The 26747-nt window shown below is 45.9% G+C and carries 20 protein-coding genes and 1 tRNA gene; 8 read left to right on the forward strand and 13 right to left on the reverse strand.

Features of this window, described 5'->3' with window-relative positions:
- Window positions 1-45 precede the first annotated feature (45 nt).
- From L3V32_RS17455 to L3V32_RS17465, 3 genes are all read right to left on the reverse strand, one after another.
- Window positions 46-1437 carry a glycoside hydrolase family 1 protein gene (locus tag L3V32_RS17455; RefSeq protein WP_237284794.1) on the reverse strand — a complete coding sequence of 464 codons (1392 nt, stop codon included), beginning with the start codon at window positions 1435-1437 and terminating at the stop codon, window positions 46-48.
- Window positions 1438-1628: 191 nt separating this feature from the next.
- On the reverse strand, window positions 1629-2756 hold the full coding sequence (locus L3V32_RS17460; protein WP_237284795.1) for a conjugal transfer protein TraF: 1128 nt from the start codon (window positions 2754-2756) through the stop codon (window positions 1629-1631).
- Window positions 2757-2969: 213 nt separating this feature from the next.
- On the reverse strand, window positions 2970-5042 hold the full coding sequence (locus tag L3V32_RS17465; RefSeq protein ID WP_237284796.1) for a sensor histidine kinase: 2073 nt from the start codon (window positions 5040-5042) through the stop codon (window positions 2970-2972).
- A 178-nt stretch (window positions 5043-5220) separates the two neighbouring features.
- On the opposite strand from L3V32_RS17465, the gene L3V32_RS17470 reads away from it, so the two are divergent.
- Entirely contained in the window at window positions 5221-6570 is a 1350-nt protein-coding gene (locus tag L3V32_RS17470; RefSeq protein WP_237284797.1) for a sigma-54 dependent transcriptional regulator, read from the forward strand.
- A gap of 45 nt (window positions 6571-6615) precedes the next feature.
- On the opposite strand, the gene L3V32_RS17475 is transcribed toward L3V32_RS17470, so the two are convergent.
- Both L3V32_RS17475 and brnQ read right to left on the reverse strand, forming a co-directional pair.
- Window positions 6616-7824 carry a diguanylate cyclase gene (locus L3V32_RS17475; RefSeq protein ID WP_237284798.1) on the reverse strand — a complete coding sequence of 403 codons (1209 nt, stop codon included), beginning with the start codon at window positions 7822-7824 and terminating at the stop codon, window positions 6616-6618.
- Window positions 7825-7927: 103 nt separating this feature from the next.
- Window positions 7928-9238 (reverse strand): branched-chain amino acid transport system II carrier protein, encoded by a 1311-nt coding sequence (gene brnQ / locus L3V32_RS17480; RefSeq protein ID WP_237284799.1) that lies wholly within the window; start codon window positions 9236-9238, stop codon window positions 7928-7930.
- A gap of 836 nt (window positions 9239-10074) precedes the next feature.
- Between brnQ and L3V32_RS17485 the strand changes: the two genes are divergently transcribed.
- From L3V32_RS17485 to lhgO, 3 genes are all read left to right on the forward strand, one after another.
- Window positions 10075-11085, forward strand: a complete 1011-nt coding sequence (locus L3V32_RS17485; RefSeq protein ID WP_010453237.1) for a TAXI family TRAP transporter solute-binding subunit — start codon at window positions 10075-10077, stop codon at window positions 11083-11085.
- 88 nt (window positions 11086-11173) lie between these two features.
- Window positions 11174-13297, forward strand: a complete 2124-nt coding sequence (locus tag L3V32_RS17490; protein WP_237284800.1) for a TRAP transporter permease — start codon at window positions 11174-11176, stop codon at window positions 13295-13297.
- Between the two features lie 8 nt (window positions 13298-13305).
- Window positions 13306-14532, forward strand: a complete 1227-nt coding sequence (gene lhgO / locus L3V32_RS17495; RefSeq protein ID WP_237284801.1) for an L-2-hydroxyglutarate oxidase — start codon at window positions 13306-13308, stop codon at window positions 14530-14532.
- Between the two features lie 47 nt (window positions 14533-14579).
- On the opposite strand, the gene L3V32_RS17500 is transcribed toward lhgO, so the two are convergent.
- The 4 genes from L3V32_RS17500 to L3V32_RS17510 all read right to left on the reverse strand — a co-directional run bounded on the left by L3V32_RS17500 (window position 14580) and on the right by L3V32_RS17510 (window position 17557).
- Window positions 14580-14984 carry a cystatin gene (locus L3V32_RS17500; protein ID WP_145472593.1) on the reverse strand — a complete coding sequence of 135 codons (405 nt, stop codon included), beginning with the start codon at window positions 14982-14984 and terminating at the stop codon, window positions 14580-14582.
- Window positions 14985-15060: 76 nt separating this feature from the next.
- Entirely contained in the window at window positions 15061-15159 is a 99-nt protein-coding gene (locus L3V32_RS26330) for a DUF2474 family protein (protein ID WP_080955913.1), read from the reverse strand.
- Window positions 15159-16157 (reverse strand): cytochrome d ubiquinol oxidase subunit II, encoded by a 999-nt coding sequence (cydB, locus tag L3V32_RS17505; protein ID WP_005374173.1) that lies wholly within the window; start codon window positions 16155-16157, stop codon window positions 15159-15161. Before cydB ends, L3V32_RS26330 begins: the two co-directional genes overlap by 1 nt.
- Before the next feature lie 11 nt (window positions 16158-16168).
- Entirely contained in the window at window positions 16169-17557 is a 1389-nt protein-coding gene (locus tag L3V32_RS17510; protein WP_237284802.1) for a cytochrome ubiquinol oxidase subunit I, read from the reverse strand.
- A 162-nt stretch (window positions 17558-17719) separates the two neighbouring features.
- Between L3V32_RS17510 and L3V32_RS17515 the strand changes: the two genes are divergently transcribed.
- A complete protein-coding gene (locus tag L3V32_RS17515) occupies window positions 17720-18964 on the forward strand; it encodes an NADH:ubiquinone reductase (Na(+)-transporting) subunit B (RefSeq protein ID WP_046873880.1) in 1245 nt (414 codons plus the stop codon).
- Window positions 18965-19263: 299 nt separating this feature from the next.
- Entirely contained in the window at window positions 19264-20664 is a 1401-nt protein-coding gene (locus L3V32_RS17520) for a tryptophanase (RefSeq protein ID WP_005393637.1), read from the forward strand.
- Between the two features lie 74 nt (window positions 20665-20738).
- Here L3V32_RS17520 and L3V32_RS17525 read toward each other — a convergent pair whose 3' ends face one another.
- Window positions 20739-21350, reverse strand: coding sequence for a DUF2913 family protein (locus L3V32_RS17525; protein ID WP_114323487.1), 612 nt, complete (start codon window positions 21348-21350; stop codon window positions 20739-20741).
- 32 nt (window positions 21351-21382) lie between these two features.
- Window positions 21383-21466: transfer RNA gene (locus L3V32_RS17530), tRNA-Leu, on the reverse strand.
- Between the two features lie 562 nt (window positions 21467-22028).
- Between L3V32_RS17530 and L3V32_RS17535 the strand changes: the two genes are divergently transcribed.
- On the forward strand, window positions 22029-23237 hold the full coding sequence (locus tag L3V32_RS17535; RefSeq protein WP_005393641.1) for a NupC/NupG family nucleoside CNT transporter: 1209 nt from the start codon (window positions 22029-22031) through the stop codon (window positions 23235-23237).
- A 55-nt stretch (window positions 23238-23292) separates the two neighbouring features.
- On the opposite strand, the gene L3V32_RS17540 is transcribed toward L3V32_RS17535, so the two are convergent.
- Both L3V32_RS17540 and L3V32_RS17545 read right to left on the reverse strand, forming a co-directional pair.
- A complete protein-coding gene (locus L3V32_RS17540) occupies window positions 23293-24381 on the reverse strand; it encodes a DUF3541 domain-containing protein (RefSeq protein WP_237284803.1) in 1089 nt (362 codons plus the stop codon).
- A 69-nt stretch (window positions 24382-24450) separates the two neighbouring features.
- On the reverse strand, window positions 24451-25056 hold the full coding sequence (locus L3V32_RS17545) for an alpha-ketoglutarate-dependent dioxygenase AlkB (protein ID WP_237284951.1): 606 nt from the start codon (window positions 25054-25056) through the stop codon (window positions 24451-24453).
- A 131-nt stretch (window positions 25057-25187) separates the two neighbouring features.
- Here L3V32_RS17545 and L3V32_RS17550 point away from each other — a divergent pair, with 131 nt between their 5' ends.
- A complete protein-coding gene (locus L3V32_RS17550) occupies window positions 25188-26543 on the forward strand; it encodes a diguanylate cyclase (protein ID WP_237284804.1) in 1356 nt (451 codons plus the stop codon).
- Window positions 26544-26747: the final 204 nt, after the last annotated feature.

A 26747-nucleotide genomic window follows, 5' to 3' on the forward strand; every position in this document is an offset into this window, starting at 1 on the left:
GGTTTAGGCGAATGCCTAGTCGCACTTTATATCCAGACAACAGGCTTAGCTTTTCAATGAACCGCCTGAAGTACGAATCACGTCTTGATACCAGTAGAAGCTCTTCTTGCGTTTACGCTCTAGCGTTCCTTGCCCATCATCATGACGATCGACATAAATATAACCGTAACGCTTGCTCATTTCGGCTGTTGAGTTAGCCACCAAGTCGATAGGCCCCCAGCTGGTGAAGCCCATCAACTCAACGCCATCAAGAATCGCTTCGTGTGCTTGAACCAAATGATCATTAAGGTATGAAATTCGATAATCGTCTTGGATTTCCCCGTTTTCATCGAATTCATCACGAGCGCCTAAGCCATTCTCGACGATAAATAGCGGCTTTTGGTAACGATCGTGAAGGAAGTTAAGCAAAACGCGCAGGCCTTTTGGATCGATCAACCAGCCCCATTGGCTCTTTTCAAGGTATGGATTTGGTACGCTATCGACGATGTTACCCACTTCTTTCTGTTTCGGATCGGCACTCGCACAGCCACTTGCGTAGTAGCTGAAGGAAATAAAATCGACACTTGCCGATGCAATTTCTTGTAAGTCGCCAGCTTCCATTTGTATTTCAAGGCCGTTTTCACGAAAGTAACGTTTCATGTATCCTGGGTACTGGCCACGAGTCTGCACATCACCGAAGAACAACCACTTATTGTTTTCATGCATTGCAGCAAGCACGTCATCAGGGTTGCAGGTGTATGGGTAGTTGATTGCGCCAAGCAGCATGTTACCAATCTTGCCGTTTGGTACGATTTGCTGACACAGTTTTACCGCTTTTGCGTTTGCGACTAGCTGGTGGTGAATCGCTTGATAAATCTCTTGTTCACTGGCGTCTTCTTGCAAACCCACTCCCGTAAATGGCGCATGAAGTGACATGTTGATTTCGTTAAAGGTAAGCCACAGCTTCACTTTGTCTTTGTAGCGTTCCAGCACGGTGCGAGCGTAACGCTCGAAAAACTCGATCACTCGACGATCGCCCCAACCACCATAATTCTCAACCAAGGCGTAAGGCATCTCGTAATGAGAAAGCGTCACAAATGGCTGCATGTCGTGTTTGGCTAGCTCATCAAAAATGTTGTCGTAAAACGCCAGTCCTTCTTCGTTTGGCTCCAGTTCATCGCCATTAGGAAAAATACGACTCCAAGCGATGGATAAGCGCAGGCAGGTGAATCCCATCTCTTTAAACAGGGCAATGTCTTCTGGGTAGCGATTGTAGAAATCGATCGCAAGATCTTTGATACCAGGCGTTCGTTCTTCACGCGTTTGATGCGGGCTTAGAATGCCGTTTGGCAACATATCTGATGTTGATAAACCTTTCCCCCCAAGGTTGTATGCCCCCTCTACCTGGTTTGCCGCAATGGCACCACCCCAAAGGAAATTATCTGGAAACTTAATCATGTTTCTCACTCTTTATATTTAGGAAATGTTTGTGGATTTATTGCTTGAGAATAGTGTAGGAGACATCTCGATACTTATAGCGAGATCGTGTTTTTATCAGTTCATCACCAAACGTCAGTAATGATAAACATTGAGATATAGGATGGTTGTTAACAATGCCAACCTAAGTTAATTTAGGTTGGCATTCGTATTCAAAACGTAAATGCTAAATTCGCCGCCGCGCCAAACTGGTTATCGCCAGCGTAAGACCCTGCTAGGTCTACACTGATCACATCAAAAGGACTGATGCCAATGCCACCTGTCACCGAGTTATCGAGGTTATTTTCTAGGTCAACTTCATAACCAGCGCGGAGTTGCGCCCATCCCCAAGCATTCCCCTCGATACCAACGCGAATAAACTGGGTGTCATCGTCGAGCTCTTTAAAGCGCTTTTGTTTGGTGAGATCGGCGTCTAGGCTCAGAGCTACATAGTCCCCGACATAGCCGATACCAAGGGTCGCTTGTGGCGTGAGTTCGTAGGTATAGTTGCCTAGTTTTGTTTCTATATCTTGCTCGAAGACGTCTTTTAACGAGAGACCAGCTCTAAATGCGTTGTGATACCAAGCGACCCCAAGATCCATATTGAACGTGTTCTTTGATACTTCACTTTTGTCGTAATCCTCGATATCAAAGTCATCTAGTGTTGTACGCTGCGTATAGGTTTTAAGTTGTTGGTATTTGGGCGTAATACCAAATGCGAATTGCTGCCCACCTATCGTGTACGCGCGAGCCAAGGCAACGCCATATTCCGCACTACCGAAAGCCGCTAGGTCGACGGCAGAATTGAGGTATCGATCTGCGGTGTTTGTTGAATCTGAGATATCGGGTGCCGCAAGTATCTCCACATAACCAGCGCTAAAAAGGTTTACCGACATGTAGCGTGTCGGAATCGCAATCGCGAGGCTCAGACCTCCGTTAATGACGACTGGAGCACTCTTATCTAATTGATCGAGTAGTCGATTAAGTTCGGCTTCGTTCGCAGGTGTGGGAATGCCCTGAATACTATCGTAAAGGTCTTGAACATCATCAACGGCTGATAAAGCTTCATCCTCATCGTGAATATTGACGCCGAGAGCAGGAATGAGTAGGCCGATATCGTCATTTTCTCGATAGAGAGCGCCTAGGGCTGGGTTGTGTAGAGGAGCGGTTAAATAGTCAGCAGAAACGACGCCTGTATTTCCCATTCCATGACTTCGAGCGTCGGCAGCGTAAGGTGCAGAAAAAGCGTGAGGTGATAATATAAAAAGCGCTCCTGTTGCAGCTAAAGTTATTTTTCTCATAACGCATCCATTCTTACTTTTAAATAATTACTTATCATTAAATTAGACGGTGGGAGCTAAAACTGGTGTCAACCACCAAAAATTGTTCTGATGAATGGTATGTGGCGATTCATCAAGTTAAGCGTAGGTTAGGCAACTCGCTTTATAAAGTTGAACAGGATTTATATTGCTCTCTTATTGAGAGAAAAAGATTGAGAGATGGGAGAAGTTAGGTCAGCTTCGGTGAGGAGCGAGTTTAAATACTAAGATGAAGGACATTCCTTCAGTAGTGTTGAGCTGTGCGCTGACTTTCCCTTGCATATCACGCATATTGTTGGCCGTAATCGCTAAACCCAGCCCCAATCCTTCACCAATTTTCTTTGAGGTTTGGAAGGGTTCGAACATGGATTCAAGCATCTCATTCGACACGCCGCAGCCATTATCACTGACGATCAGTTCGACCTGATTGTCGGTTGGGTTGACGATCAAGCTGAGCTGCGGGTTGGTGGTATGGTTCATTGCGTCTAGCGCATTAGAGACAAGATTACCGAGCACCTGAAGCAGTCGTTGTTCTTCACCCATGATGTTAGGTAAGTCATGAGGAACCCGAACACGCACATCCACCTTATCTAATTGGGATTGATAGACGCGCAAGGTTTCTTCGAGTGCGGAGGTAAGAGAAATCGCTTGTAGGCTTTCTGGTTTGTTATAGGCGAACGTCTTTAACTGGCTGGTCATGCTTGCCATGCGATCAATCAGCTTCTGCACCAATACGTTGTTGGCTTTCATCATCTCGGTTTCGCCACGTTCTGCTAACAGTTCATTTGTTGTGAGCAGGGTACGCAAGCCTGTCAGTGGCTGATTGAGCTCATGAGTAATCGCGCTCGACATGCGACCTAAGGCGGCCATTTTGCTCGATTCAATCAACTGGCTTTGCGCCTCTTTTAGTGCTTGAGTTCGCTCTTCTACTCGCTGCGCCAGTTCTTGGTTGACCTGTTGCAGTGATTGCTCGGCTTTTTTCCGCTTGCTGATGTCGATGATCGTCGCAAGGAAATACTGCTCGCCATGCCAAGGGAAACTGGTCAGTGAGAACAAGACAGGGAAGACGCTACCGTCACTGCGTCTGGCAATGGTTTCGACCGTACTGATCTCTGCGAGCTCTTTATGTTTAGGTAAGTCCTTGAGCAACTTAAGTGTGGTGGAATTAGGATTGCCTGCATCGAATAACTCCCAAGCAAAAGCGTGTCGATTGACGCTTTCTGGTAAACAGAACAAACGCTTCGCCATTGGGTTGAGATCGAACAGTTGTCCTTGTTCATCAATCAATAGCAAACCAACGTGGGTTTTATTGATCATCTGTTTCAAGCGGCGTTGAGACTCTTCCAACAGGGCTTGAATTCGCTGTTGATTGATGTGCTTTTGGCGACGTTGTAGACCAATGATGACGAGTAATATAACCAATAAGAGTAGCGCTGCTACGCTCCAACCAATTACGTTGATGGTTTGCTGAATCGGCTTAGAAGGGGTGAGGTAGCTTACGTACCAATTCAAATCATCCAATTTTACGGTGTGCGCAAAATAGCGTTGCTGATTGAGCGTCCACACACTGATATTGGTGTTGTCGTATAAGCGCTGCGTTTCTAACTGAACGGTGTTGCTCGGTTCGTTAAACCAGTCAGCGTTATAGAGCGAGCTGCTTGATAGGAAAAAGCGTTGCTGGCGATTTTGCAACGTAATGATGTCTTGGCTAGTAATGGTCTGTTCGGTCAACAAGCTGAGGTTGATTTGCACCACCACAATGCCTGCGATATCCAGACCGTCGTAGATAGGGGCTGCAAGGTAATACAACGGGCTCGAACCTTTGGTTTTGTTCACCAAGGAAACACCGCCGCCTTGATTATGAATTTGTTCCACAATGGCTTTTCGGTCAGACAGGCTAAAGCGCTCTTCGATCAAACTTGAGACCAATACTTCGCCAGAGTTAGACAGGATTAGCCAACCTTCCGTATTGGCGGCTTTGTCGAGTTGAGTTAGTTGGGTTTGCAACGGTTCGTAATAAGTCCGGTTTCCTTTCACAAACGCGATGGTTTCCGGGTTATTGGTGACAAGGTAAGGCAAGTGATAGAAGCGTTTGAGTGCACGGCGAACTTCACCAATATAGTCGAGCAGTTTTTGTTGAGCTTCGGTTTGAGTTTGTACGCTCAACCATTGACGAGCAACCTCTCTGCTGGCGCTATAACAAGACAACATCAGCACTGCTGCAATTACGACCACAAGCCATGTTTTGCCATTCCTTTTGCGCTGCATACCGACTCCATTCAGCTAGTGCGTTCTCATCGACAGTCATTAAAGAGTGCGCCTAACTGGTTGGATGTTAAAGACTTGTAAGTAAGAAGTGAGATCTAGCTCCTTTTCTCCTCAGTGGTTTTTGCTACCGTTAATAAAGAGCGATTTCTTTCCTACCCCATAAAGCAGGCAGTAACTCATGGCTTTTGACGACACCCCTAAAATTGCACTTATCGAAGACGATGACATTGTTCGTCAGGCTACCAGCCAATGGCTGCAACTGGCGGGGTTCGACGTGACCGCATTCAGTTTAGGAGAAGAGGGGAAAGCGGCCATTCTTAGCCAAGAATTTGATGCGATTGTCAGTGATGTTCGCCTGCCGGACACCGACGGCTTGTCGATACTAGAAAGCCTGATTGCTAATCACATCCCAACGCCAGTTATCTTGATCACCGGACATGGTGACGTCGATATGGCAGTAGGGGCGTTACAAAACGGTGCGTTCGATTTTATTGAGAAACCTTTCCAACCTGAGCGTTTATCCCAACGAGTAACCGAAGCGGTCGAGAGCTATCGCGCACAAACGTCTACTCAAGATCGCCAAGAGTACCTATCTAGCGTTAGCGGCTTAGAAGAGGTGTTGATTGGGCGAAGCCGAGTGATGCAACAGCTTAGAGAACAAGTAGCCAAGTTAGCACGCATTGATACTAACGTGATCATTTACGGCGAAACAGGTTGTGGTAAAGAGCTGGTGGCGACCAGTTTGCACAATGAAAGCCAACGCAGAACCCATCATTTTGTGCCAATCAACTGTGGTGCAATTCCTGAGAATCTGTTTGAAAGTGAGCTGTTTGGGCATGAAGCAGGGGCATTTACCGGAGCGGGTAAAAAGCGCATTGGTAAGTTGGAATACGCGGATAAAGGCACTTTATTCTTTGATGAAATCGAGAGTATGCCGCTGTCGATGCAGGTGAAAGTGTTGCGTTCATTACAGGAACATACGGTTGAGCGCGTTGGGGGTAACCAACAGATCTCGGTTGATTTAAGAGTGATCGCCGCCGCGAAAGAAGATCTCAATGATCATGACGAGTTTCGTCAGGATTTGTACTATCGTCTTAATGTGGCGCAGATCTATTTGCCACCGCTACGTGAGCGAGAAGAAGATGCGTTGATCTTGTTCGAACACTTTGCTTTGAAAAGTAATCCTGAGAGTCGTCCGCTGAGTGAAGCCGATAGAAAGGCCATTCTTGCTTACTCTTGGCCCGGTAACGTACGTGAGCTTAGGAATGTAGCGATGCGTTTTGCATTGGATGAAACCGTCTCCGTGATGGAAATTCTCTCGAGTCGACCATCCTCAACAACCGAAGAGACGCATGCGGGCGTGCCGTTGGCGATTCAGCTACATAACTTTGAACGTAAGGTGCTACATGATTCATTAGTCAGGCATCATGGACGCATCAATGAGGTGATGCAGGAGTTGGATTTACCACGTCGAACCCTTAACCAAAAGATGCAAAAGTTTGGTTTAAATCGCTCGGATTATACTTAACGCAATTTTTAAGCTGACTTACCGCTATGGGCGTCACAAATATGATTATGCGCTTTTCGAGGGAGTCGGGACAAACTTATAAGTTAGGCCTTTCCCTTCTCCAAACAAGGTGACTTGGTTTCTGCCCGTATGTTTAGAGCTATACAGCGCTTCGTCTGCTTCAGCAACGACATCGTGAAGCGATTGTCCCTCTGATAACTCACTGATTCCAAAACTCATGGTGATCTCATTTTCGAATGACTGCAGTGAGGCTTCTGTTTCTACCGCTAGGCGAATTTGCTCGGCAACAATTTTGGCTCGGTGTGCTTTTTCAAGTAAAACAATCATGAACTCATCACCACCAAATCGTACTGTGCAAGCTGACTCCGGGAGGTGTTTCTTAAAGATAGCGGCAATCGTAGCCATGACGGAATCGCCTACCGTATGGCCATAATGATCATTAATCGCTTTGAACTCGTCCATGTCGGTCATGATGATGCTTATTGATTGCTTCCGTTTGTGCGCTTGATTAACAAGGTTTGGAACAATTTCTTCCATCGCGCGACGATTATGAAGCCCTGTGAGGGCGTCTAAATGTGAGAGATCATTGATTGACTGTATCAAGCGGCCATTAATTAGCCACAACATGCTAAAGCTCATAGCGACAATCAGACAGATGCTAAGTAAAAACGTCATCTGGTGGATAAAACCTGCGGTCATAAAATTTGGCACTTCATTGGCGAAAGCGCTCCAAAGTGCTCTGAAGCCCATAAAAATACTGAAGCAAAAGAAGGAGCACGCCATCACTATGGTTGGGAGTTTTTGGTCTTGCTTGGTGCCTTTCAGCATGGCGATCCCACTAAAAAACGTAACGATGCAGATATAAACACTTAAGTAAATGATACGGCTTTTAATTGAATGGTCATGGAAGGTGAAATAATAGAACGAACCGCTGAAAATGGGCGTTAAAAAAGCGAGTGAGTGGGCCGGTTTTAGAGGGAATTGACGAAAAATGCTCACACTGTAAAGCGTAAGCAAGAAGCCGATTAATATGAGCGTATTCGCTATGACGATGGTAAGCCAATCTGGTGCAGAGCCTCTAAATCCTAGTAAAAAAGGCCCAAAGCCAATAAATAACAGCGAGAGAGAGAAAGTCTTTAAACCTTTGATCTTTTTTTGTGTGTATTGGTAACAAAGTAGACTGATTGAGTAAATGCAAGAGAACAGAATAACGATAAAGTTGAGCGTTCTGATGTCTAAATACTGATTGTCCATAAGCGCTCCACATCAATCCATAGTTCAGGCAACTCCTTTGCCTGATATCAATAAGCGAACTACATATTAACTTACTTATTGAGTGATGTCTTATGTTAAACGGCTATTCATTCACCAGCTCGAATTGTTCGGTTTGGTTGGTTTTCGTCGTAAACAGCAGACCAACAATCATCATAAATACGCTAGGCACAATCCAGCTAGCAAAGTCATTGTACAGAGGCATGTAATTACCCATCCACTCATCAGTGGAACTTGGCATGTAACCTAGGATGTGCAGCGCATCAACACAACCAAACGTTAGAGCAGTGAATGCGGTCACGACCACCATGATTTGCGACATCTTGTTACGCACTGGTGCCATGATCATCAACGCAATCGCTACTGGGTGAAGCGCCACAACCGCTGGCAATGTGATAGCCAATAGTTGCTCTAGACCTACGTTGGCGATCAAACCAGCCAATACCATGGTCGTGATAACGCAGCCTTTGTAGTTCACTTTGCTGAAAGTGTTGTCGTAAAACTCACTGCCTGCTGTGGTTACGCCGATAGCAGTAGTCAAACACGCCAATACCATCACGGCACCTAGTAATAGTGAGCCAAATGCGCCGAAGTGGCTGAAGGTGAATGCCGTTAAAATGTCGCCACCATTGCTGAACTCAGAACCCAAGTATGAGCTTGTCGAACCAATGTAAGCCAATGAGATGTAAACAAATGCCATGGCAACCGCGTACATCAAAGCTGCAATTAGCGTGTATTTTGCGGTCGCTTTCGGACAATCCACACCCATGCTGCGAATCGCGCGGAAGATAATCCAACCAAAACCGATAGAACCTAGCGCATCCATCGTCATGTAGCCTTGGGTCAAGCCTTCAGCAAATGCGCCAGATACGTATGGTCCCGTTGCGGCAGTTAGCTCTCCTACAGGAGAAACCAAAGCAGTCACGGACATGATGATTAAGATAGCCATTAATGCAGGCGTTAAGATCTTGCCTAGGTTGTCGACCAATTTACCCGGATATAGGGCAAATAGAATGGTGATAGCGCAGAAGGCAATAGTGAAAGGCACCAAAGCGGCATCACCAAACATTGGTGTAAAGCTAAATTGGTAAGCGACGGTAATCGCACGTGGGATTACGAACGCAGGGCCAATCACGATAAACACCATCACCCAAAAACTGGTTGCCAAAGGTTTAGGTAGGGCGGCGGTTAGTTTGTCTGAACCGTTTACGATAGCCACCATCACTAATGCCATTGCAGGCAGACCGACGCCCGTTAAGAGGAAGCCAGACATCCCGCTCAGAAAGTTTTCACCTGCTTGGTAACCCAAAAATGGAGGGAAGATCAGGTTACCCGCGCCTAAGTACATGGCGAAAGTCATGAAGCCCAAAGCGGCGATATTGCGTGCGCTTAACATTGTTATTCCTCTTATGTTTCGCTTGGAAGAAACTGAAAGGAATGGGAGGAGTATGTGGTGTTCCCGTCAGCTTCTTCTCAAGCTGACAGAAAGTTTAGATATAGCCTGTCAGCTCTGAATCAGTTTCAGAGAGAGCAGGAGGATCGCAGCAGCAACGCCAGATGGGCGTTTTAAAGCGAATTGTAATTGCGCAGTTGCTGACATGAGTGATCCTTAATGACAAAAAAGCACCAAGGAATACGTTTGCCTTGGCGTGTTGTTACCCTAACGAACATAGGGCTATTGGCACAACCCCGAAGTAGAAAATAAGTTGATACGGTCAATGTTTGTTTCTGAACTGGTGGATCGAACTGGTTTTTAAATTCAAAATTAGAATAAATGACTTTTCATTTCTTTAACATGGCTTGTTTTGCTGTATTTTTGTGCTATTTGTAGTCGTTTAGGCTATAAGCTTCCGCTGATAAAGTGAGCAGTTTAGAATGATGCGCTTTTTATTCTTATTGTTAAGACGCTCATTAGTTGCGGTTCAACCTAAAATCACGTCGGCAAAATATTGCTTATCAGCGAATCGTCCATTTATTTTGTCTTGATCACATTTTATTAACCTTTTGCGATCTAGGCGTGCAACCTTCTTCTCTTGAATAAGCAAGATCTTGCTTATCGCTTTGCTATCAAATCAGCAGAATTTTGCTCATTTTTGATGTCTTTCTGTGCTTAGATCAACAAATACAATGACTTAAAAGTTGGCATTTCAATTGCTCTAGGGAATTTGTTGTTAATAAAGATTTAACATGATGTAAATCCCCAATCGTGAAACGACTACACGGAGAGTAATAATGAAAATGAATAAGCTGGTAAAAGCTTTGGCTGTCGCTGTGACTTCTTTTGGTATTGCTGCTAACGCTGCCGCAGAGGATCGTAGCTACATTCTTGCAACGGCATCGACAGGTGGTACTTACTACCCTGTGGGCGTAGCGTTGGCGACTTTAAGCAAAGTGAAATTGGCACCAAAGCACCACTTCTCCCTTTCTGCAATCAGCTCTGCGGGCTCTGGTGAAAACGTCAAACTGCTGAACGAAAACGAAGCACAGTTCGCAATTCTACAAGGTCTTTACGGTGCATGGGCTTGGTCTGGCGAAGGTCCTTATGAGAAAAGCGGTCGCCAAGAGCAGCTGCGTTCAGTCTCTATGCTGTGGCAAAACGTTGAGCACTTTATTGTTCGCTCTGACTTAGCAAAAACTGGCACGGTGACAGATCTGAACAACCTAGACGGTAAAAAGTTCTCTATCGGTAAGAAGAATTCTGGTACTGAGAACTCGGGTCGCCAAATCATGAAAGGTCTGAAGGTAGACCCTGATAAATTCAATCTTGCTTACATGGGCTACGGCGGCAGTGCGAGCGCACTTCAAAACGGTACCATTGACGGCATGAACACGCCTGCGGGTGTGCCAGTTGGTGCAGTAACCCAAGCTTTTGCTGCGCTAGGCAAAGATATTTCGATTCTTTCGTTTACCGATGAGCAGATTAAAGAGGCGAATGGCAGTTATAACCTATGGACGAAGTACGAAATTCCTGCGAACACGTACCCGGGTTTAGATAAGCCGATCACCACCATTGCACAGCCAAACTTCTTGGCAGTTCGTGAAGATATCTCGGAAGAAGACGTTTACCAGCTAACCAAAGCGATCTACGAGAACCTGCCTTTCCTACAAGGCATCCACAAAGCAACAAAAGCAATGGCGATTGAGAAAGCGATTGCTGGTTTGCCAGTGCCTCTTCACCCAGGCGCGGCGCGTTACTACAAAGAAATGGGCATCGAAATCCCATCAGATCTAATGGCGAAATAACGCCAACTTCGCCCCGAGTTTCGGCTCGGGGCATTTTATCCCTACCGATTTCTAAGATGGAAAAAGCCGCCAGAGCTTGGAGTATGAGATGAGCGACTCAATAGAAAAGGAATTGCAGAAATTTGAGCTGCCCACGCGCACTGATTTTCCGTGGGTAACCACTACAATCACTGTGTTTGGCGTGGTGTTGTCTGCTTTGCACATTTGGTTTAATACCTTATCGACGTTACCGGAGTTATGGATTTCCGCGACCCACTTTGCTGGCTTTGCGGTTATTTGTGCGCTTTGGTATCCGGCTCATATCTCCCTCAAGCAGAGTAAGATTGCAATCGGCATTGATGTGTTAATTGCCATGGGCGCGGTCGCGTGTTTGCTCTATATTCCCTATGCCGAAGACGCGCTGTATGAGCGTGGCGTGAAGTTCGTGACCAGCGATTGGGTCTTTGCCATCATGGCAATTTTGATTGTTATTGAGCTGATCCGACGGACCATGGGCTGGTTTATTCCAGTGCTGATTGTGGTGTGTTTGAGTTACGTTGTGCTTTGGGGTAAGTGGGCAACAGGCATTTTCCATTTCCCGGGTTTGAGCATGGAAACCTTGCTCTACCGCAGCTTTTATTCTTCTGAGGGCATGTTTGGCTCGATTTCACGCATCAGCTGGACTTTCGTATTCATGTTCATTCTGTTTGGTGCGTTTCTCGTTCGTTCTGGTGTAGGTGATTACATCATCAATGTAGCACGAGCTGCGGCAGGCAAAATCATCGGCGGTCCGGGTTTTATTGCCGTGATTGGCTCCGGTTTGATGGGCTCAGTATCTGGATCAAGTGTGGCAAATACGGTTTCAACCGGTGTTATCAGTATTCCTTTGATGCAAAAAGCAGGTTTCCCTTCGCGCTTCGCGGCGGGCGTTGAAGCTGCGGCGTCGACAGGTGGTCAGTTGATGCCACCAGTGATGGGAGCGGGCGCTTTCATCATGGCGTCTTACACGCAAATTCCTTATGTTGATATTATTGCCGTTTCTTTCATTCCTGCTCTTATCTATTTCTTGTCTGTGGCGTTCTTTGTGCGTATCGAAGCCAAACGCAGCGGCGTTCAAAAAATCACGACCAGCGATGAATCATTACTTAAAGTGTTGATCAGCGGTTGGCACAACCTTATCCCACTGGCGGTATTGGTCACTTTATTGGTTCAAGGCTTTACACCGACTTACGCTGCGGGCTTGTCGATCATTTCAGTGGTGGTGGCTTCTTGGTTTTCGAAAGATCATAAGATGGGACCAAAAGCGATCATCGAAGCGCTATCGCAAGGTGCGAAAAACATGGCGACAACAGCCGTATTGCTGGTGGGTATCGGTTTGGTGATCAACGTGATCAGTACAACGGGCATCGGCAACACCTTCTCATTGATGATCGACGGTTGGGCGAATGGTGATTTGTTCATCATGATCGTTCTGATTGCGCTCGCTTCTCTTGTTTTAGGTATGGGTTTACCCGTGACAGCGGCGTATATTGTATTGGGCACACTGTCCGCCCCTGCGCTTTACAAGTTGATTGCGGAAAACCAATTGCTTGAATTGATGGTGTCGGGTCAATTGCCTGAACAAGCAAAAGCCATCTTCATGTTGGCGGCGCCAGAAAAGTTGGAACTGCTAAATGCACCAATGGCGTTGGAAACCGCGCAAGAAATGGTGGCGCTAGTACCTGCGGACTTTATGGAGACGCTACTAGAGCAAAGTTTGGGTATGGAAGCAGTAGGCTTGGCATTGCTGGCTGCTCACCTCATCATCTTCTGGTTATCGCAAGACAGTAACGTAACGCCTCCAGTGTGTTTGACCGCATTTGCAGCGGCAACCATCGCGAAAACACCGCCAATGCGCACCGGTTTGATGGCATGGAAAATCGCTAAGGGTTTGTATCTTGTACCATTACTTATTGCCTACACAGGCTTAGTCAGTTGGGATGTGACGTCAGTGATTACCGTGGGCTTCTTTGCCATCATCGGTACCTATGCATTGATTGGTGCGATTGAAGGCTACTTGGAAGGTCCTCTAAACATTCTGACGCGTCTCTTGTTGGTAGTGGTGGGTACATTGCTGGTTTGGCACGACATCCCAATGTTGGTTCGTGTGGCAAGCTGCGCGGTATTTGTCGCGGTGTTCATTTACAGTGGTCGCAAGTTCAAATTGCAACAATCTCAACTATCGGTTTTATAAGAGGTCGTATGAAATCAGTCTATGACTACATCATTGTCGGTGGCGGTATCGTTGGCGTGTCGACAGCATGGCAACTGCAGCAACGTCACCCAGACAAATCCATTTTATTGGTTGAGAAAGAGTCCGGTTTTGCCAAGCACCAAACCGGACACAATAGCGGCGTGATTCATGCCGGGGTGTACTACGCACCGGGCAGCTTAAAGGCGGATTTTTGTAAGCGAGGGGTAGAGCGAACCATTTCGTTCTGCGCTGAGCACGATATTCCGGTGGAGAACTGTGGCAAGTTACTGGTTGCGACCAATGAGCAAGAAGTCGAACGTATGAATGCGCTTTATGAGCGCTGCCATGTCAACGGCATCGACGTAAAGCTACTCGATGAAGTTCAACTCAAGCTGGCTGAGCCAAACATCACAGGCTTGGGTGCGATTTATGTCAAAACCACCAGTATTGTCGATTATCGTTTGGTCACTGAGCAGATGGCGGAAGAGTTCCAAAAACTCGGCGGGCAAATTAGCCTGAGAACCAAAGTGGTGGCTGCCGAAGAGAAGGACGAAGAAGTCCAATTGACCTGCATTTCAGACGGTCAAACCATGCAGCTTAATACCAAGTTCTTGGTTACTTGCAGCGGCTTGATGGCGGATCGTATGACTAAGATGATGGGTATTCCAACCGATTTTCAGATCATCCCTTATCGTGGTGAATACTACCGCTTAGATAGCAAACACGACCAAGTGGTGAATCATCTTATTTACCCAATTCCCGACCCTGATTTGCCATTCTTAGGTGTCCACCTAACTCGCATGATTGATGGCAGTGTGACTGTTGGTCCAAATGCGGTGCAAGGCTGGAAGCGAGAAGGGTACGATAAGGTCAACTTTAGCCTGCAAGATACCATGCAAATGCTGAGCTTCTCCGGTTTCTGGAAAGTGACACAAAAGCATCTAAAAACCGGACTGGATGAGTTTAAGAACTCATGGTGGAAGCCGGGCTACCTCAAGTTGGTCAACAAATATTGCCCAAGCATCAAGGTCGACGATCTCAAACCATATCCTGCGGGTATTCGTGCGCAAGCAGTGTTATCCGATGGCACTTTGGTTCATGACTTCCTGTTTGCCGAGAGCGCAAGAAGCCTACACGTTTGCAACGCCCCCTCTCCCGCAGCGACATCGGCAATGCCGATTGGGGAGTACATTTGCGATAAAGTGAATGAGAAGATAGAGGCTAAAACGGTATAAAACAAAGGCGACGTAACTGTCGCCTTTGCTATATTTGAAGCGAGGTTTTATGACTCGCCTTCTTTAGGGCAGAGTTCGCCTTTCTTAGCGTGTCTTTCGATCATGTAATCGCCTCGGGCACTATGCAAGACTATCGCGTTCCAGACTTGGCCATCTTGCAACTCGAACTCAAACGCATAATGGGTGCCGCCGACCATTTTCGTTCTCACCTCATGAATTGCTTTCAATTTATCATCGGCATTCATTTGATAAAGCACCATGTTGAGTGAGCGTCTGGCGTCAGGAGTTGCTTGAGCAACTTGCCAATGGCCCTGATCGTCTGTTGCGGAGCAAATAGACCGCATTTTACTTTTCATGGCGGATGACATCTGCTTGTCTACGGCCAATGCATTTGGTGAAAACAGTGGAACCGTCAAAGGAATCAAAGTTACCAGAAACCGCTTTAAGGTCATAAAAACACTCCGTTGTTTTACTCTTGCTTGAGTATAGACCTCAATGACTTCAGATGTGGTGCAGTAGACTCTTGGCCTACAATATCGCAGCTCGTATCAGCGAACTGACGATAAACAAGGCGACCACGCTTGCCAGCCAAATGCCAATGAACCACAAAATGGGTTTTAGTTTCATTAGTGATATCCCTCTCCACGTTTCATCTTACCGCGGAAAACCCAATACGAATAAGCCGTGTAGGCTATGATCAGAGGAAGTAATACCACCGCACCGGCAAGTAAAAATGCCAAACTTTTATCTGGCGCGGCGACGTCTTGATAAGTGAGTGCGAATGGGACCAAGTAAGGGAATGTACTGACACCGAAACCCATCGCGGACACAAGAAACAGGCCGATCGCAAGAACGTAGGCTCGGACGGCTTTGTGGTCGAGTAAGGCTTTGAATAGCTGCCAAATGAGTGCCGCTGCAATAATTGGTAATATGAAAAACAGTAGCGAGTTTGGTAATGAGAACCAACGTTCAAAGACGATATTTTGGCTCAATGGCAGCCACAAACTGGCGATGAATATACAGGCTACCATCGCTAGTCCCCATCGTCGCGCGACCACGTAATAGCGCCCCATCAGCTCTTCTGGAAGCTTGATTAATAACCAGCATGAACCGAGCAGAATATAAGCACAAACAAGCGCCAGGCCACAAAATACGCTAAATGGCGAAAGCCAATCAAACCATCCACCTGCGTATGCTCGTTCACTAACCTCTATACCTTGGAGCAGGGTTCCAAGCATAATGCCTTGCATCAATGCCGCGGTGAGTGAACCAATGAAAAAAGCGCTATCCCATAAAAACTTTCCGCGTTGTGTTCGGAAGCGATACTCAAAAGAAACCCCGCGCAGAATTAACCCGAGCAGCATTAAAATCAGGGGAGCATAGAGTGCTGGCATAATGACCGCGTAGGCGAGGGGGAACACGGCAAAAAGCCCACCACCGCCAAGAACTAGCCAAGTTTCATTACCATCCCAAACAGGAGCGATGCTGTTCATCATCATGTCGCGCTCTTCATCGTCATTCGCGCTGAGGAATAGGATACCAATACCGAGATCAAAGCCATCTAACACGACATAAATCAGAACGGCGAGCCCAATCAAAGCGTACCAAATTAATGCGTAATCCATGAGCTAGCCTCCTAGGTTAGATGGTTAGAGTGTGTGATAGCATCGGTTTTCGTGCCATCAGGAAGTCGGCTGTCTAAGCCTTCTTCATAACGAGTTGGAGACTTGCGCATCAAACGTAGGAGATAGAAGAAGCCTGCTCCAAAAACCACAAAGTAAACCACGATGAACGCCGTCAGGGAGACGCTCACCGCGGCGGCATCAATAGGCGATGCCGAATCGGCTGTGGTTAAAAGACCGTATACGGTGTAAGGCTGGCGACCGACTTCGGTGGTTATCCAGCCTGCTAAAACTGCAATGAACCCAGCTGGGGCAAACAGCACACAAATACGTTGAAGTGCCCTTGAATCAAAAAGTTTGCGACGTTTTCTTAGCCATAGGCTCCACAAGCCAATAACAAGCATGCCAAAACCAAGCGCGACCATTATTCGGAAAGACCAGAAAACGATGGATACAGGAGGGGGTTCTTCCTCTGGAAAAGCATCTAACCCCTTTACTTCGCCGTTTAGGTCATGAGTTAAAATCAAGCTACCGAGTTTGGGGATTTCCAGTGCGTATTCCATACGTTTTTCTTCATCGTTAGGGATACCGAAGAGAATCAATGGCGCGCCTTGGTGAGACTCATAGTGCCCTTCCATCGCGGCAACTTTGGCGGGTTGATGTTCAAGGGTGTTTAATCCGTGCATGTCTCCAGCAACGATTTGAATTGGTGTCACGATGGCTGCCACCCACATTGCCATCGAGAACATAATTCTGGCTAGTGGATTATGGTTTGCTTTTAATAAGTGATAAGCGGCAATGCCCGCTACAACAAAGGCGGTAGTGAGGTAAGCGGCGAGCAACATATGGACGAGCCGATAAGGGAAGGAAGGGTTGAAGACAATCGCCCACCAGTCTTCTGGGATAAACTGTCCGGTTTCGTTGATACTATAGCCCGCTGGTGTTTGCATCCAACTATTAACCGAAAGTATCCAAAACGCAGACAAGAACGTCCCGAATGCAACAATACAAGTCGCGGCGAAGTGAAGCTTCTTACCTACCTTATCCATACCGAAAAGCATCACGCCTAAAAACCCCGCTTCGAGGAAAAACGCAGTAAAAACTTCATAGCCCATTAGCGGGCCTAGGATTGGGCCTGTTTTGTCGGCAAATACGCTCCAGTTGGTCCCGAATTGATAGCTCAACACGATGCCACTCACCACACCCATACCAAAACTGATGGCAAAGATTTTGAGCCAGTACTTATAGATTTGCATGTACTGTTTGTTGCCCGTTTTTAAGTACAAGCCCTCTAATACAGCGAGGTAACTTGCCAAACCAATCGTAAAAGCTGGAAAAATAATGTGGAAAGAGACAGTAAAGGCAAATTGGAATCTGGCTAAATCGATGGCGAGTGTGTCCATGGGCATTCCCTTTTTAGTTTCGAATTAACAGTTCGCCGAATTGGAAGAGATGAGGGAAGAGCGACGAACAAAATGGAATACGAAGAAGGAAGGCTAAGAGATTAAAAAACGATCGCTTTTTACGGCAGTGCGTACCATCTTTTAGGTAAAGGAGGAGTTGTTATGAGCCTTAAACACTACTTTGAGAAAGCGACACCTAAGTTTGGCCCAGGTGGTAAGTATCACAAGTTCTATCCACTGTTCGAAGCTGTCGAAACCATTTTTTACACGCCTGGTAAGGTTAATCAGGGCATGACTCACGTTCGAGATAGCATCGATTTAAAACGTATTATGATCATGGTGTGGCTGGCGGTCTTCCCTGCAATGTTCTGGGGTATGTACAACATAGGTCAGCAGTCCAGTGATGCTTTGTTGTATGGAATGGATCAAGCCTCAGCTCAGCAAGCGCTGGCCTCTTCGTGGCAACTGAGTTGGGTATGGGGCTCGTTAGATGCAGTTTTACAGGCGGGGTGGGCAAGTAAAATGTGGCTTGGTGCTACTTACTTTATTCCTGTTTATGCGACGGTGTTTATCGTTGGTGGTTTCTGGGAAGTTCTGTTTGCTATTGTGCGAAAGCATGAGGTGAACGAAGGCTTTTTTGTCAGCTCTATACTCTTTGCGCTGATCCTTCCACCTACAATTCCACTGTGGCAAGCGGCTTTAGGTATCACTTTCGGTATTGTTGTGGCGAAGGAGATTTTCGGTGGTACGGGGCGAAACTTCCTAAACCCAGCTCTGGCAGGGCGCGCGTTCTTGTACTTTGCTTATCCTGCCAACATGTCCGGTGGTGCCGTGTGGGTCGCGGCTGATGGTTACTCAGGCGCTACACCGCTGAGCCAATGGTATGAAGGTGGACAAAGTGCCTTGATAAATAATATGACGGGACAGCCAATTTCATGGGGAGATGCTCTTGTTGGTAATTTGCCAGGCTCGATGGGTGAAGTCTCCACGCTGTTGATTGCATTAACAGGCTTTATTCTTATCTTTATGAAGATAGCGTCGTGGCGAATCGTTGCGGGCGTGTTGGTCGGTTTGGTGGCGGCTTCATTACTATTAAATGCGATCGGTTCGGACTCTAACCCAATGTTCTCCATGCCGTTTTACTGGCACTTCGTGATTGGTGGGGTTGCGTTTGGTACCTTCTTTATGGCGACAGATCCCGTCTCGGCGGCTTTTACCAATAACGGTAAATGGGCATACGGACTATTAATCGGTGTGATGACGATTTTTATCCGAGTGCTGAACCCAGCTTATCCAGAAGGCATCATGTTAGCGATTCTATTTGCTAACTTATTCGCGCCACTTTTCGATTATTTAGTCAAAGAAAGTAATATCAAACGCAGAATGAAAAGGGCGAGACCTTCTTAAAATGAGGGTGACTTCACTGAAAGTTGATTGAAAACTGCACTATATTGAAAAGGTCAGAAACATGGGGTTTCTGGCTTTTTATTTTTATCAGGAGGACGAAGACGATGAGAATAAAGGATATTCTCGATAGCCGTTTGGTGCTGTCGTTCTGGTACAATCTAGACTACTGCTTGTCTCTTCTTAGTAAAATCTCTTCTCGTTGATTTCCTCAATGCAACCGCATTGAAAAGCATTTTATCTATTTGTTTTTTTAGTCTTACGTGATAGCGCGTAGGGCAATGCGTATAAGGAAATTAACAATGAAACGTATTCCAGAACCTTTCCGTATCAAAATGGTTGAGCCAATCAAAATGACCACTTTGGCAGACCGTGAAGTCGCGTTAAAAGAAGCGGGTTATAACCCATTTCTTCTTCGTAGTGATGATGTTTATATCGATTTGCTGACTGACTCTGGCACTGGTGCCATGAGTGATAATCAGTGGGCTGGCATCATGATGGGGGATGAATCCTATGCGGGTAGCCGAAATTACTACAACCTGTGTGATGCAGTAGAGCACTTCTTTGGTTACAAGCTCACCGTACCTGCGCACCAAGGGCGTGGTGCCGAGCAAATTTTGTTCCCAGCTTTGATTGAGCGTATGCGTCAGGTTCGTGGTGGTGAAACGCCAGTATTTATATCGAACTACCATTTTGATACCACCGCGGGTCACATCGAGCTCAATGGCGGTAAAGCGATTAACGTGGTAACGGAAGAAGCATTCGACACCACTACGCCTTATGATTGGAAGGGCAACTTTGATATCGATAAGCTGGTGGCAACAATTGAAGCGCACGGTTCACATAACATTTGTGCGATTATCACCACGATTACTTGTAATAGCTCCGGTGGCCAGCCTGTGTCGATGGAAAACATGCGCAGCGTGTACGAAATCGCGACGAAGTACGATATTCCGGTGGTGATTGACTCGGCTCGTTACTGTGAGAACGCCTACTTTATTAAGCAGCGTGAAGAAGGGTACGAAGATAAATCGATTCTGGAAATCATTCGCGAGATGTATCAATACGGCGATATGTTGACGATGTCGGCTAAGAAAGACCCGATGGTAAACATTGGTGGTATGTGTTGTATTCGCGATCATAAAGAGTTGTTCCAAGCAGTGCAGACACGTTGTGTACCCATGGAAGGGTTTGTGACATACGGCGGTATGGCTGGGCGTGATATGGAAGCGCTCGCTCGCGGTTTGTATGAAGCGGCAGATGAAGATTTTCTTCACTACCGAATTAGCCAAGTTCAATACTTAGGTGAGCGCTTACGTGAAGGCGGTATTCCAATTCAATACCCAACGGGTGGTCACGCAGTGTTTGTGGATGCCGCTAAGATTTTGCCACATATTCCAACGGATCAGTTCCCTGCGCAGGTATTGTGTAATGCCTTGTACTTGGAGGCGGGTATTCGAGCAGTAGAGATAGGATCACTATTGCTTGGTCGTGACCCTGAAACAGGTAAACAAAAAGCGTCAGAGTTAGAATTAATGCGTTTGACCATTCCACGCCGTGTCTACACAAACGATCATATGGATTACATTGCGGATGCGATTATCGAACTGAAAAATCGTGCACATGAGTTAAAAGGGCTCACTTTTGAGTATGAACCACCAGTGCTGCGCCACTTTACTGCTCGGTTTAAAGAAATCGATTAATTAAGGTTTGAATATAGAAAATCAAAAGGCCCCGAGTTTCGCGGCCTTTTTCGATTTGTTTCTTAGCGTTACACTTACGCCAACTCTAATGTAATGCGAACGAACTGATCGTCCTGGTACTGCACTTCATAATTGAAGGTGCCACTGGCGTAAATACTGCCAAGGAAAAGTGAGCGTTGACTCATTGGTCCGCGGAACAGCATCGAAATAGGAGCGATTAGGGCGTTATTATCATCGAAATGCTGATTTAAGTTCTCAGAAAGCACACATAGCAAACAGCCGTGTTGGTCGTGAGATAAGTCGACGTCTTCCGGTCGAGATAATAATATAGTAGTCCCCAACTTCTTCTCAATCTCGTTAATCAACAGCAAGTAGCTATCTAGATCAGGTTGAGGGTTACTTGGTTTATCTGCACCCACGCAACGTTCGAGTAACGCTTCCAGATTTCCGTTCTCGCCTTTTGCCTGTTGAGTCAAAGACTTTAACGGCTTTTTAATCAGCTTATAGCGATTACTCTTCAGTTTTGGCTTCAGCCATTTCTGCAGTAAGTCGTTACGCTCTTTAAGGGAGAGACCATGCGAGGACGCGTGAATTTTAAAGTGCAGGTGCAATAAAGCGTGAACCGCAAGCTCACTCAGAAGTTGGTTAGCATCTGTAGACTGTCTTGCCTGCTTAGAACTTTGCATTACACTCGAACAAAATTAGGGAAGAAGGATAATGGTGCCGAGAGAGGGACTCGAACCCTCACACCAAAGGCACTAGCACCTCATGCTAGCGTGTCTACCAATTTCACCATCTCGGCATCATGATGCTCTGAATACTCAGAGGCCTCGAAAAGAAGCACCGCGAATTGTATAACCAAAATCCATCTGTTGGCGAGAGCAAAATGACGAATTTTGGATCTTTCGAGTTTGATTGCGTATTTATTGGTCACTTTTGCGTTTTTTACCATCAAAGTCTGTCCTTATGCCCTTACTTTTATTAACAGTATGACGACAAAAGAACGTTTTTGCCTAAATTTTGAACGTTTGAACGTTTGCGTAAATAAATGTGATGAATATCTCTTTTTGTTGGCTATACTTGCGTCCCGTTTAAGCGGGAATTAGGGTTTAGTTGTTCAGGACCCTTACCCATACAAGCCGTCACATGGAGCAGGCCAAGCAATACGCTCGCCAGCAGTGAATGACCCCACGGACCGGACCAGCTACGTTCAATTGCTTGTATAAGGTAAAAATAAGATGTCGAACTATTCGTTCTGTCTACATTCTGGATCTGAAGGCGAGTTATCACTCGCTGCGTTGTCCCTTTCTTCTGCCAATTCCTTTGGCTCTTTTTTCTTTTTCAACGTTCAGTAGGTCCAGCTCATGAGTGTTCTATTTAGTCTATTTGGTATTGTTGCACTGCTAGGTTGTGCTTTCCTACTTTCTGAGGGCCGTTCTTCCATTAATTGGAAAACCGTATCTCGCGCCTTGATGCTACAAATGGGATTTGCTGCCTTAGTGCTTTATTTCCCGTTAGGTCAGGCGGCGCTGGCGAGTTTAAGTAATGGTGTCGCGGGGCTACTCAGCTTTGCTGATGAGGGGATTAAATTCCTCTTTGGTGACCTCGCTTCTTCTGGCTTTATCTTCGCTATTCGTGTCCTTCCTATCATCATCTTCTTCAGTGCTCTTATCTCCGCCCTTTACTACTTGGGCATCATGCAAAAAGTGATTCAATTTATTGGCGGCGCTATCCAGAAGTTCTTGGGTACGAGTAAAGCAGAGTCTCTGGTTGCAACAGGTAACATTTTCTTATCTCAAGGCGAGTCCCCACTTCTTATTCGTCCATTTCTTTCGAACATGACTCGCTCTGAACTGTTTGCTGTGATGGCTGGTGGTATGGCTTCAGTGGCGGGCAGTGTGCTTGGTGGTTATGCCGGTTTAGGTGTCGACCTAAAATACTTGATTGCGGCAAGCTTTATGGCAGCTCCAGGTAGTTTGATGATGGCAAAAATCATTGTTCCTGAACGCCAAACGCCAAGCGATTACAACGATATTGAGCTAGATAAATCAGAAGAAAGCAACGTTATTGATGCGCTAGCAAGCGGTGCCATGGGCGGTATGAAAGTGGCCGTTGCTGTTGGTACCATGCTTATCGCTTTTGTTAGTGTTATCGCGATGGTGAACACGGGACTAGAAAACTTAGGTGACATACTTGGTTTCTCTGGTGTGACGCTACAAGCGATTTTTGGTTACTTGTTTGCACCTCTAGCGTGGTTGATTGGTGTGCCAAGCCACGAAATTCTTGCTGCGGGTTCATACATTGGTCAGAAAGTTGTGATGAACGAGTTTGTTGCGTTCATCGATTTTGTACAGCACAAAGCGACGCTGTCTGAGCATACTCAAGTCATCATCACTTTTGCGTTGTGTGGCTTTGCAAACATTGGTTCAATTGCTATTCAGCTGGGTTCTATCGGCGTGATGGCACCTGAGCGCCGCAAAGATGTAGCAAGTTTAGGCCTAAAAGCGGTTGCTGCTGGCACACTCGCTAACCTGATGAGTGCGTGTTTAGCGGGTATTTTCATCTCGCTCTAATTTAGATTGAAGATGCACACTAAAAAACCCGCCTAAATGGCGGGTTTTATTATTTCTAAGGCTTAGGTATTAAGCCGTAGGGTATTGATTTAAAAGCGTCAGGGTGCTCTTGATAAGTTGGCGCTTTATGTACCCCTTTCCAATCGAGCAGCATGATGGCTAGCACATTACGGTGCTCGCCGTACTTGAGATCAAAACTCCCATCGACCGATGGAACCATCCCTTTTTCAGCGTTGATTGCGTGACGAATAGCTTGGCGGGTTTTCTCGACGACCGGATCGTGATCCAAGCCTGCTAACAAAAACGAAATGCCTACTTCTGCAATCACGTCTTCTTTGGCGCGCAGTAGGATAGTGTCGATGTTGTTGCGAAAGTAATCATAAATCCATTGGTGTTTCTTTTCGCTTACTCGCTCCTGATAATACTGTGAATCGGCAAAGATGATGTGCGTCATCCCATAGAGTTTGTTCCAATACTGCTGAGCTGAAAGCATCTTATCTTTATCGTCGGGGTAGGTGTTACGGAAGGTTTGAGTGAATTCCTCAACCACATCTTGCTCGCCTAGCTGACGAAGCCAGTAGACTTGGTTTGCAAGCTGAGCTGCCCATGCTTCTATCATCTCTTTGTCCGTAACGTAACGCGAGAAATCGTAGCGCCTAATAATTTTTCTCAGCGTTTTGTCTTTCTTATGTTTCAGACCATATTCGTTTGCTCTTGCCATTGCGCCAAGCAAATCCACGCCAAGATAAAGATATTCAGGATGGTGCTTAGTGACGGTATAGCGTCGTTGCCCTCGCTCACTTTCTTTCTCTTGATACGCGGTCAGTCTTTGTGATGAATAAAGAATAATGTCTTCAGGTTCAACGATTTCATTAGCAAATCGGTTTAATCGGCTAGCTACTTGTGCCATGTCGGTCCAAACGGCAGCGTGATATTTCTCATCTAACGTCTGGCGGTACATGCGTAAGCCAAAGTGCCCCTCTTTAAACGCAGGTAAAGTGAACAGTTCCTGCTCGTAGGTACTACGAATCAACTGTGCTGATTGAGCATTATTTAGGAGCGGTATCTCTTCCTGTGATGCCTGAACAGCAAAGGTAAGTGAGCAAGATAGTAAGACCGCTAAGCTAAGAGGTTTGATACGCATAAATCCATTCCCTATGAAGTCCTGAATCTAAACCTACCATCAATATTAATTAAGAATGTAAAAGCTGAGTCAATAGTTAAAAATCTGTCGAAAAGTCAGATTGATACGTTCACCTTTGGTTTTCGCGGTTTTTGGTACACAGTGTTTCCAGTGATGTTGGAGCTCGCCAGCCATAACCAGTAAGGAGCCGTGAGAAAGCTCATATTCAATCTCAGTTTTACAATGTAAATTTCTGAGCAAAAATCGACGTGTTTCACCTAAATTCAAAGAGGCGATAACCGGGTTTCTACCTAGCTCTGGTTCATTGTCTTGGTGCCAGCCCATCGAATCTTGGCCGTGTCGGTATAGGTTGGCAAGTACAGAGTTGAAGGCTACATCCGCAATCGTCTCACAGCGCACTTTGAGCTGAGTTAACTCAGGAGTCCAAGGGTGAGACTGCATGGTCAAGCCAGAGTAAGTATATGCTGCATCACCATGCCACGCTTGTAAACGAGGTTGAAGTACTGACTTGCCGAACATGGTAATGCGCTCTTGATGCCATGGCAGTGTTTTCAGAAGTTGGTCAAAGTAGTGATCCGCTTCTAGATGGCTAAGAAAATAAGGATCGTAATAGAGTTTCCCCCTTTCTACTTCTTGCCACTGAGTACCGCCAAATAAATCGCCTTGTTGATGCATCATCTCATACCTAAAACATAAAAAATTTTAATCACTGTTACCTTTCCGATTGGGATTGGTTATTCTTGTGATAATAAGAATTTTAACAATAAATAAAAATCTCGTAACGATATACGAGTTGTGGGGAGAAAATGCGTTATTTACCCAGAAAGCGATGCTATTTTGCATTGTTCTTCCTCAGTTTTTTCGCTTTATGCGTTGGGGTTATTGAGCTGTTGCATCGAAATCAGCAAGAGCTTCACCAAGAGCGAGTTCAAGTTGAGGCCAAAGAGCAACTTTCCACCCTCCGTTCCAATTTGGAAGCGGTACTTATGGCGGATATCTATAAAGCCAGTACCTTGGCGACACTCATTACTTTACTTCCTAAAAACCAAGAAGACGAATTGAACATTGCGGCTCACCGTATCCTGAGCAAAAGCAAACATATTACGATCATTGGCATTGCGAAGAATGATGTTATCAGTCATATATTTCCCCGCCAAGGTAATGAGCGTTTAATCGGCCTCGATTACCGAACGGTGCCACAGCAGTGGGTACAGGTGCAAAAAGCTAAAGATATACAAGAAATATTTATAGCAGGGCCTGTCAACTTGATTCAAGGCGGCAAAGGTTTGATCGTGCGGGTTCCGGTTTTTCTTGATCCACCGTTGAACCAAGATTATTGGGGGGTGATCAGTGCGGTGATTAATTTTGATGCTCTGATGCGAGAAACTGGCGTGATCGATTTCTCTTATCGCTACCCTTTGATGATTCGTGGTTACGACAGTGGCGGTGCTTTTGGTGACGTTTTCTTTGGCGCACTGAGTGAAACCAAAAAGCCATACGCGAAAGAAATGGTTCATTTTCCTTATGGTGGGTGGAGTATGGTGGTTTTCTCCGGAGACAAACTCGACCGTCAAATTCCTTGGCATCAGCTTTATTTAGCAAGGCTTATCGGTTATCCCATTGTTTTTGCACTGAGCCTCGCGCTTATTGCGATTTATCGCTTGTACACCATTGCGGATGATAGAGCACTGCATGATGAACTGACACACTTACCAAACCGTCGCTATTTTATGAAGTTTTACAAGCAGCAGTTTGAAATAGCGAAACGTTACAAAAAGCGTTACAGCTTCGCCTTAATCAATATAGATCTGGATAGGTTTAAACATATTAACGATACCTATGGTCATGACGCAGGCGACAAGGTCTTAGTCGCTACGGCTGAAAGAGTGAAAAGCTCTCTTCGTAAATCAGATATTGTGGCCCGAATGGGAGGGGATGAGTTTTTAGTTGTCGTTCATAACCCTGGGACGGAAGAAAATGTTCAGTCTCTGCTACAAAAGCTCAGGTTAGCTTTATGTTCGACGCCCGTGATTTACGATGAAGAGCTCATTTACCTGAGAACCAGCATTGGGTACGCGATATTTGATCCGGACATGTCATCTCCAGAGCAAATGATGAAAATAGCCGATGAGAGAATGTATCAACAAAAACATGGCGGATGAACCTGAGCCCAGTTTCAATCAGGGCTTTGGAGCAGTTGTAAGGTTAAGAATCCGAAATCTCACCATCATTTGGGTATAAGAATATATGACTTTACATGTTAATAGACTCTTTGCTGAGAGAGTCATTATTAGCAGTGCATGAAGTGGCATATTTGCATGTTGTTGCATTTTGCAAATGCAGTTTGCGAAATTTGTGGTCAATAA

The organism is Vibrio sp. J2-4 (assembly GCF_021728155.1).
In the GTDB taxonomy this organism is placed as follows: domain Bacteria; phylum Pseudomonadota; class Gammaproteobacteria; order Enterobacterales; family Vibrionaceae; genus Vibrio; species Vibrio diabolicus.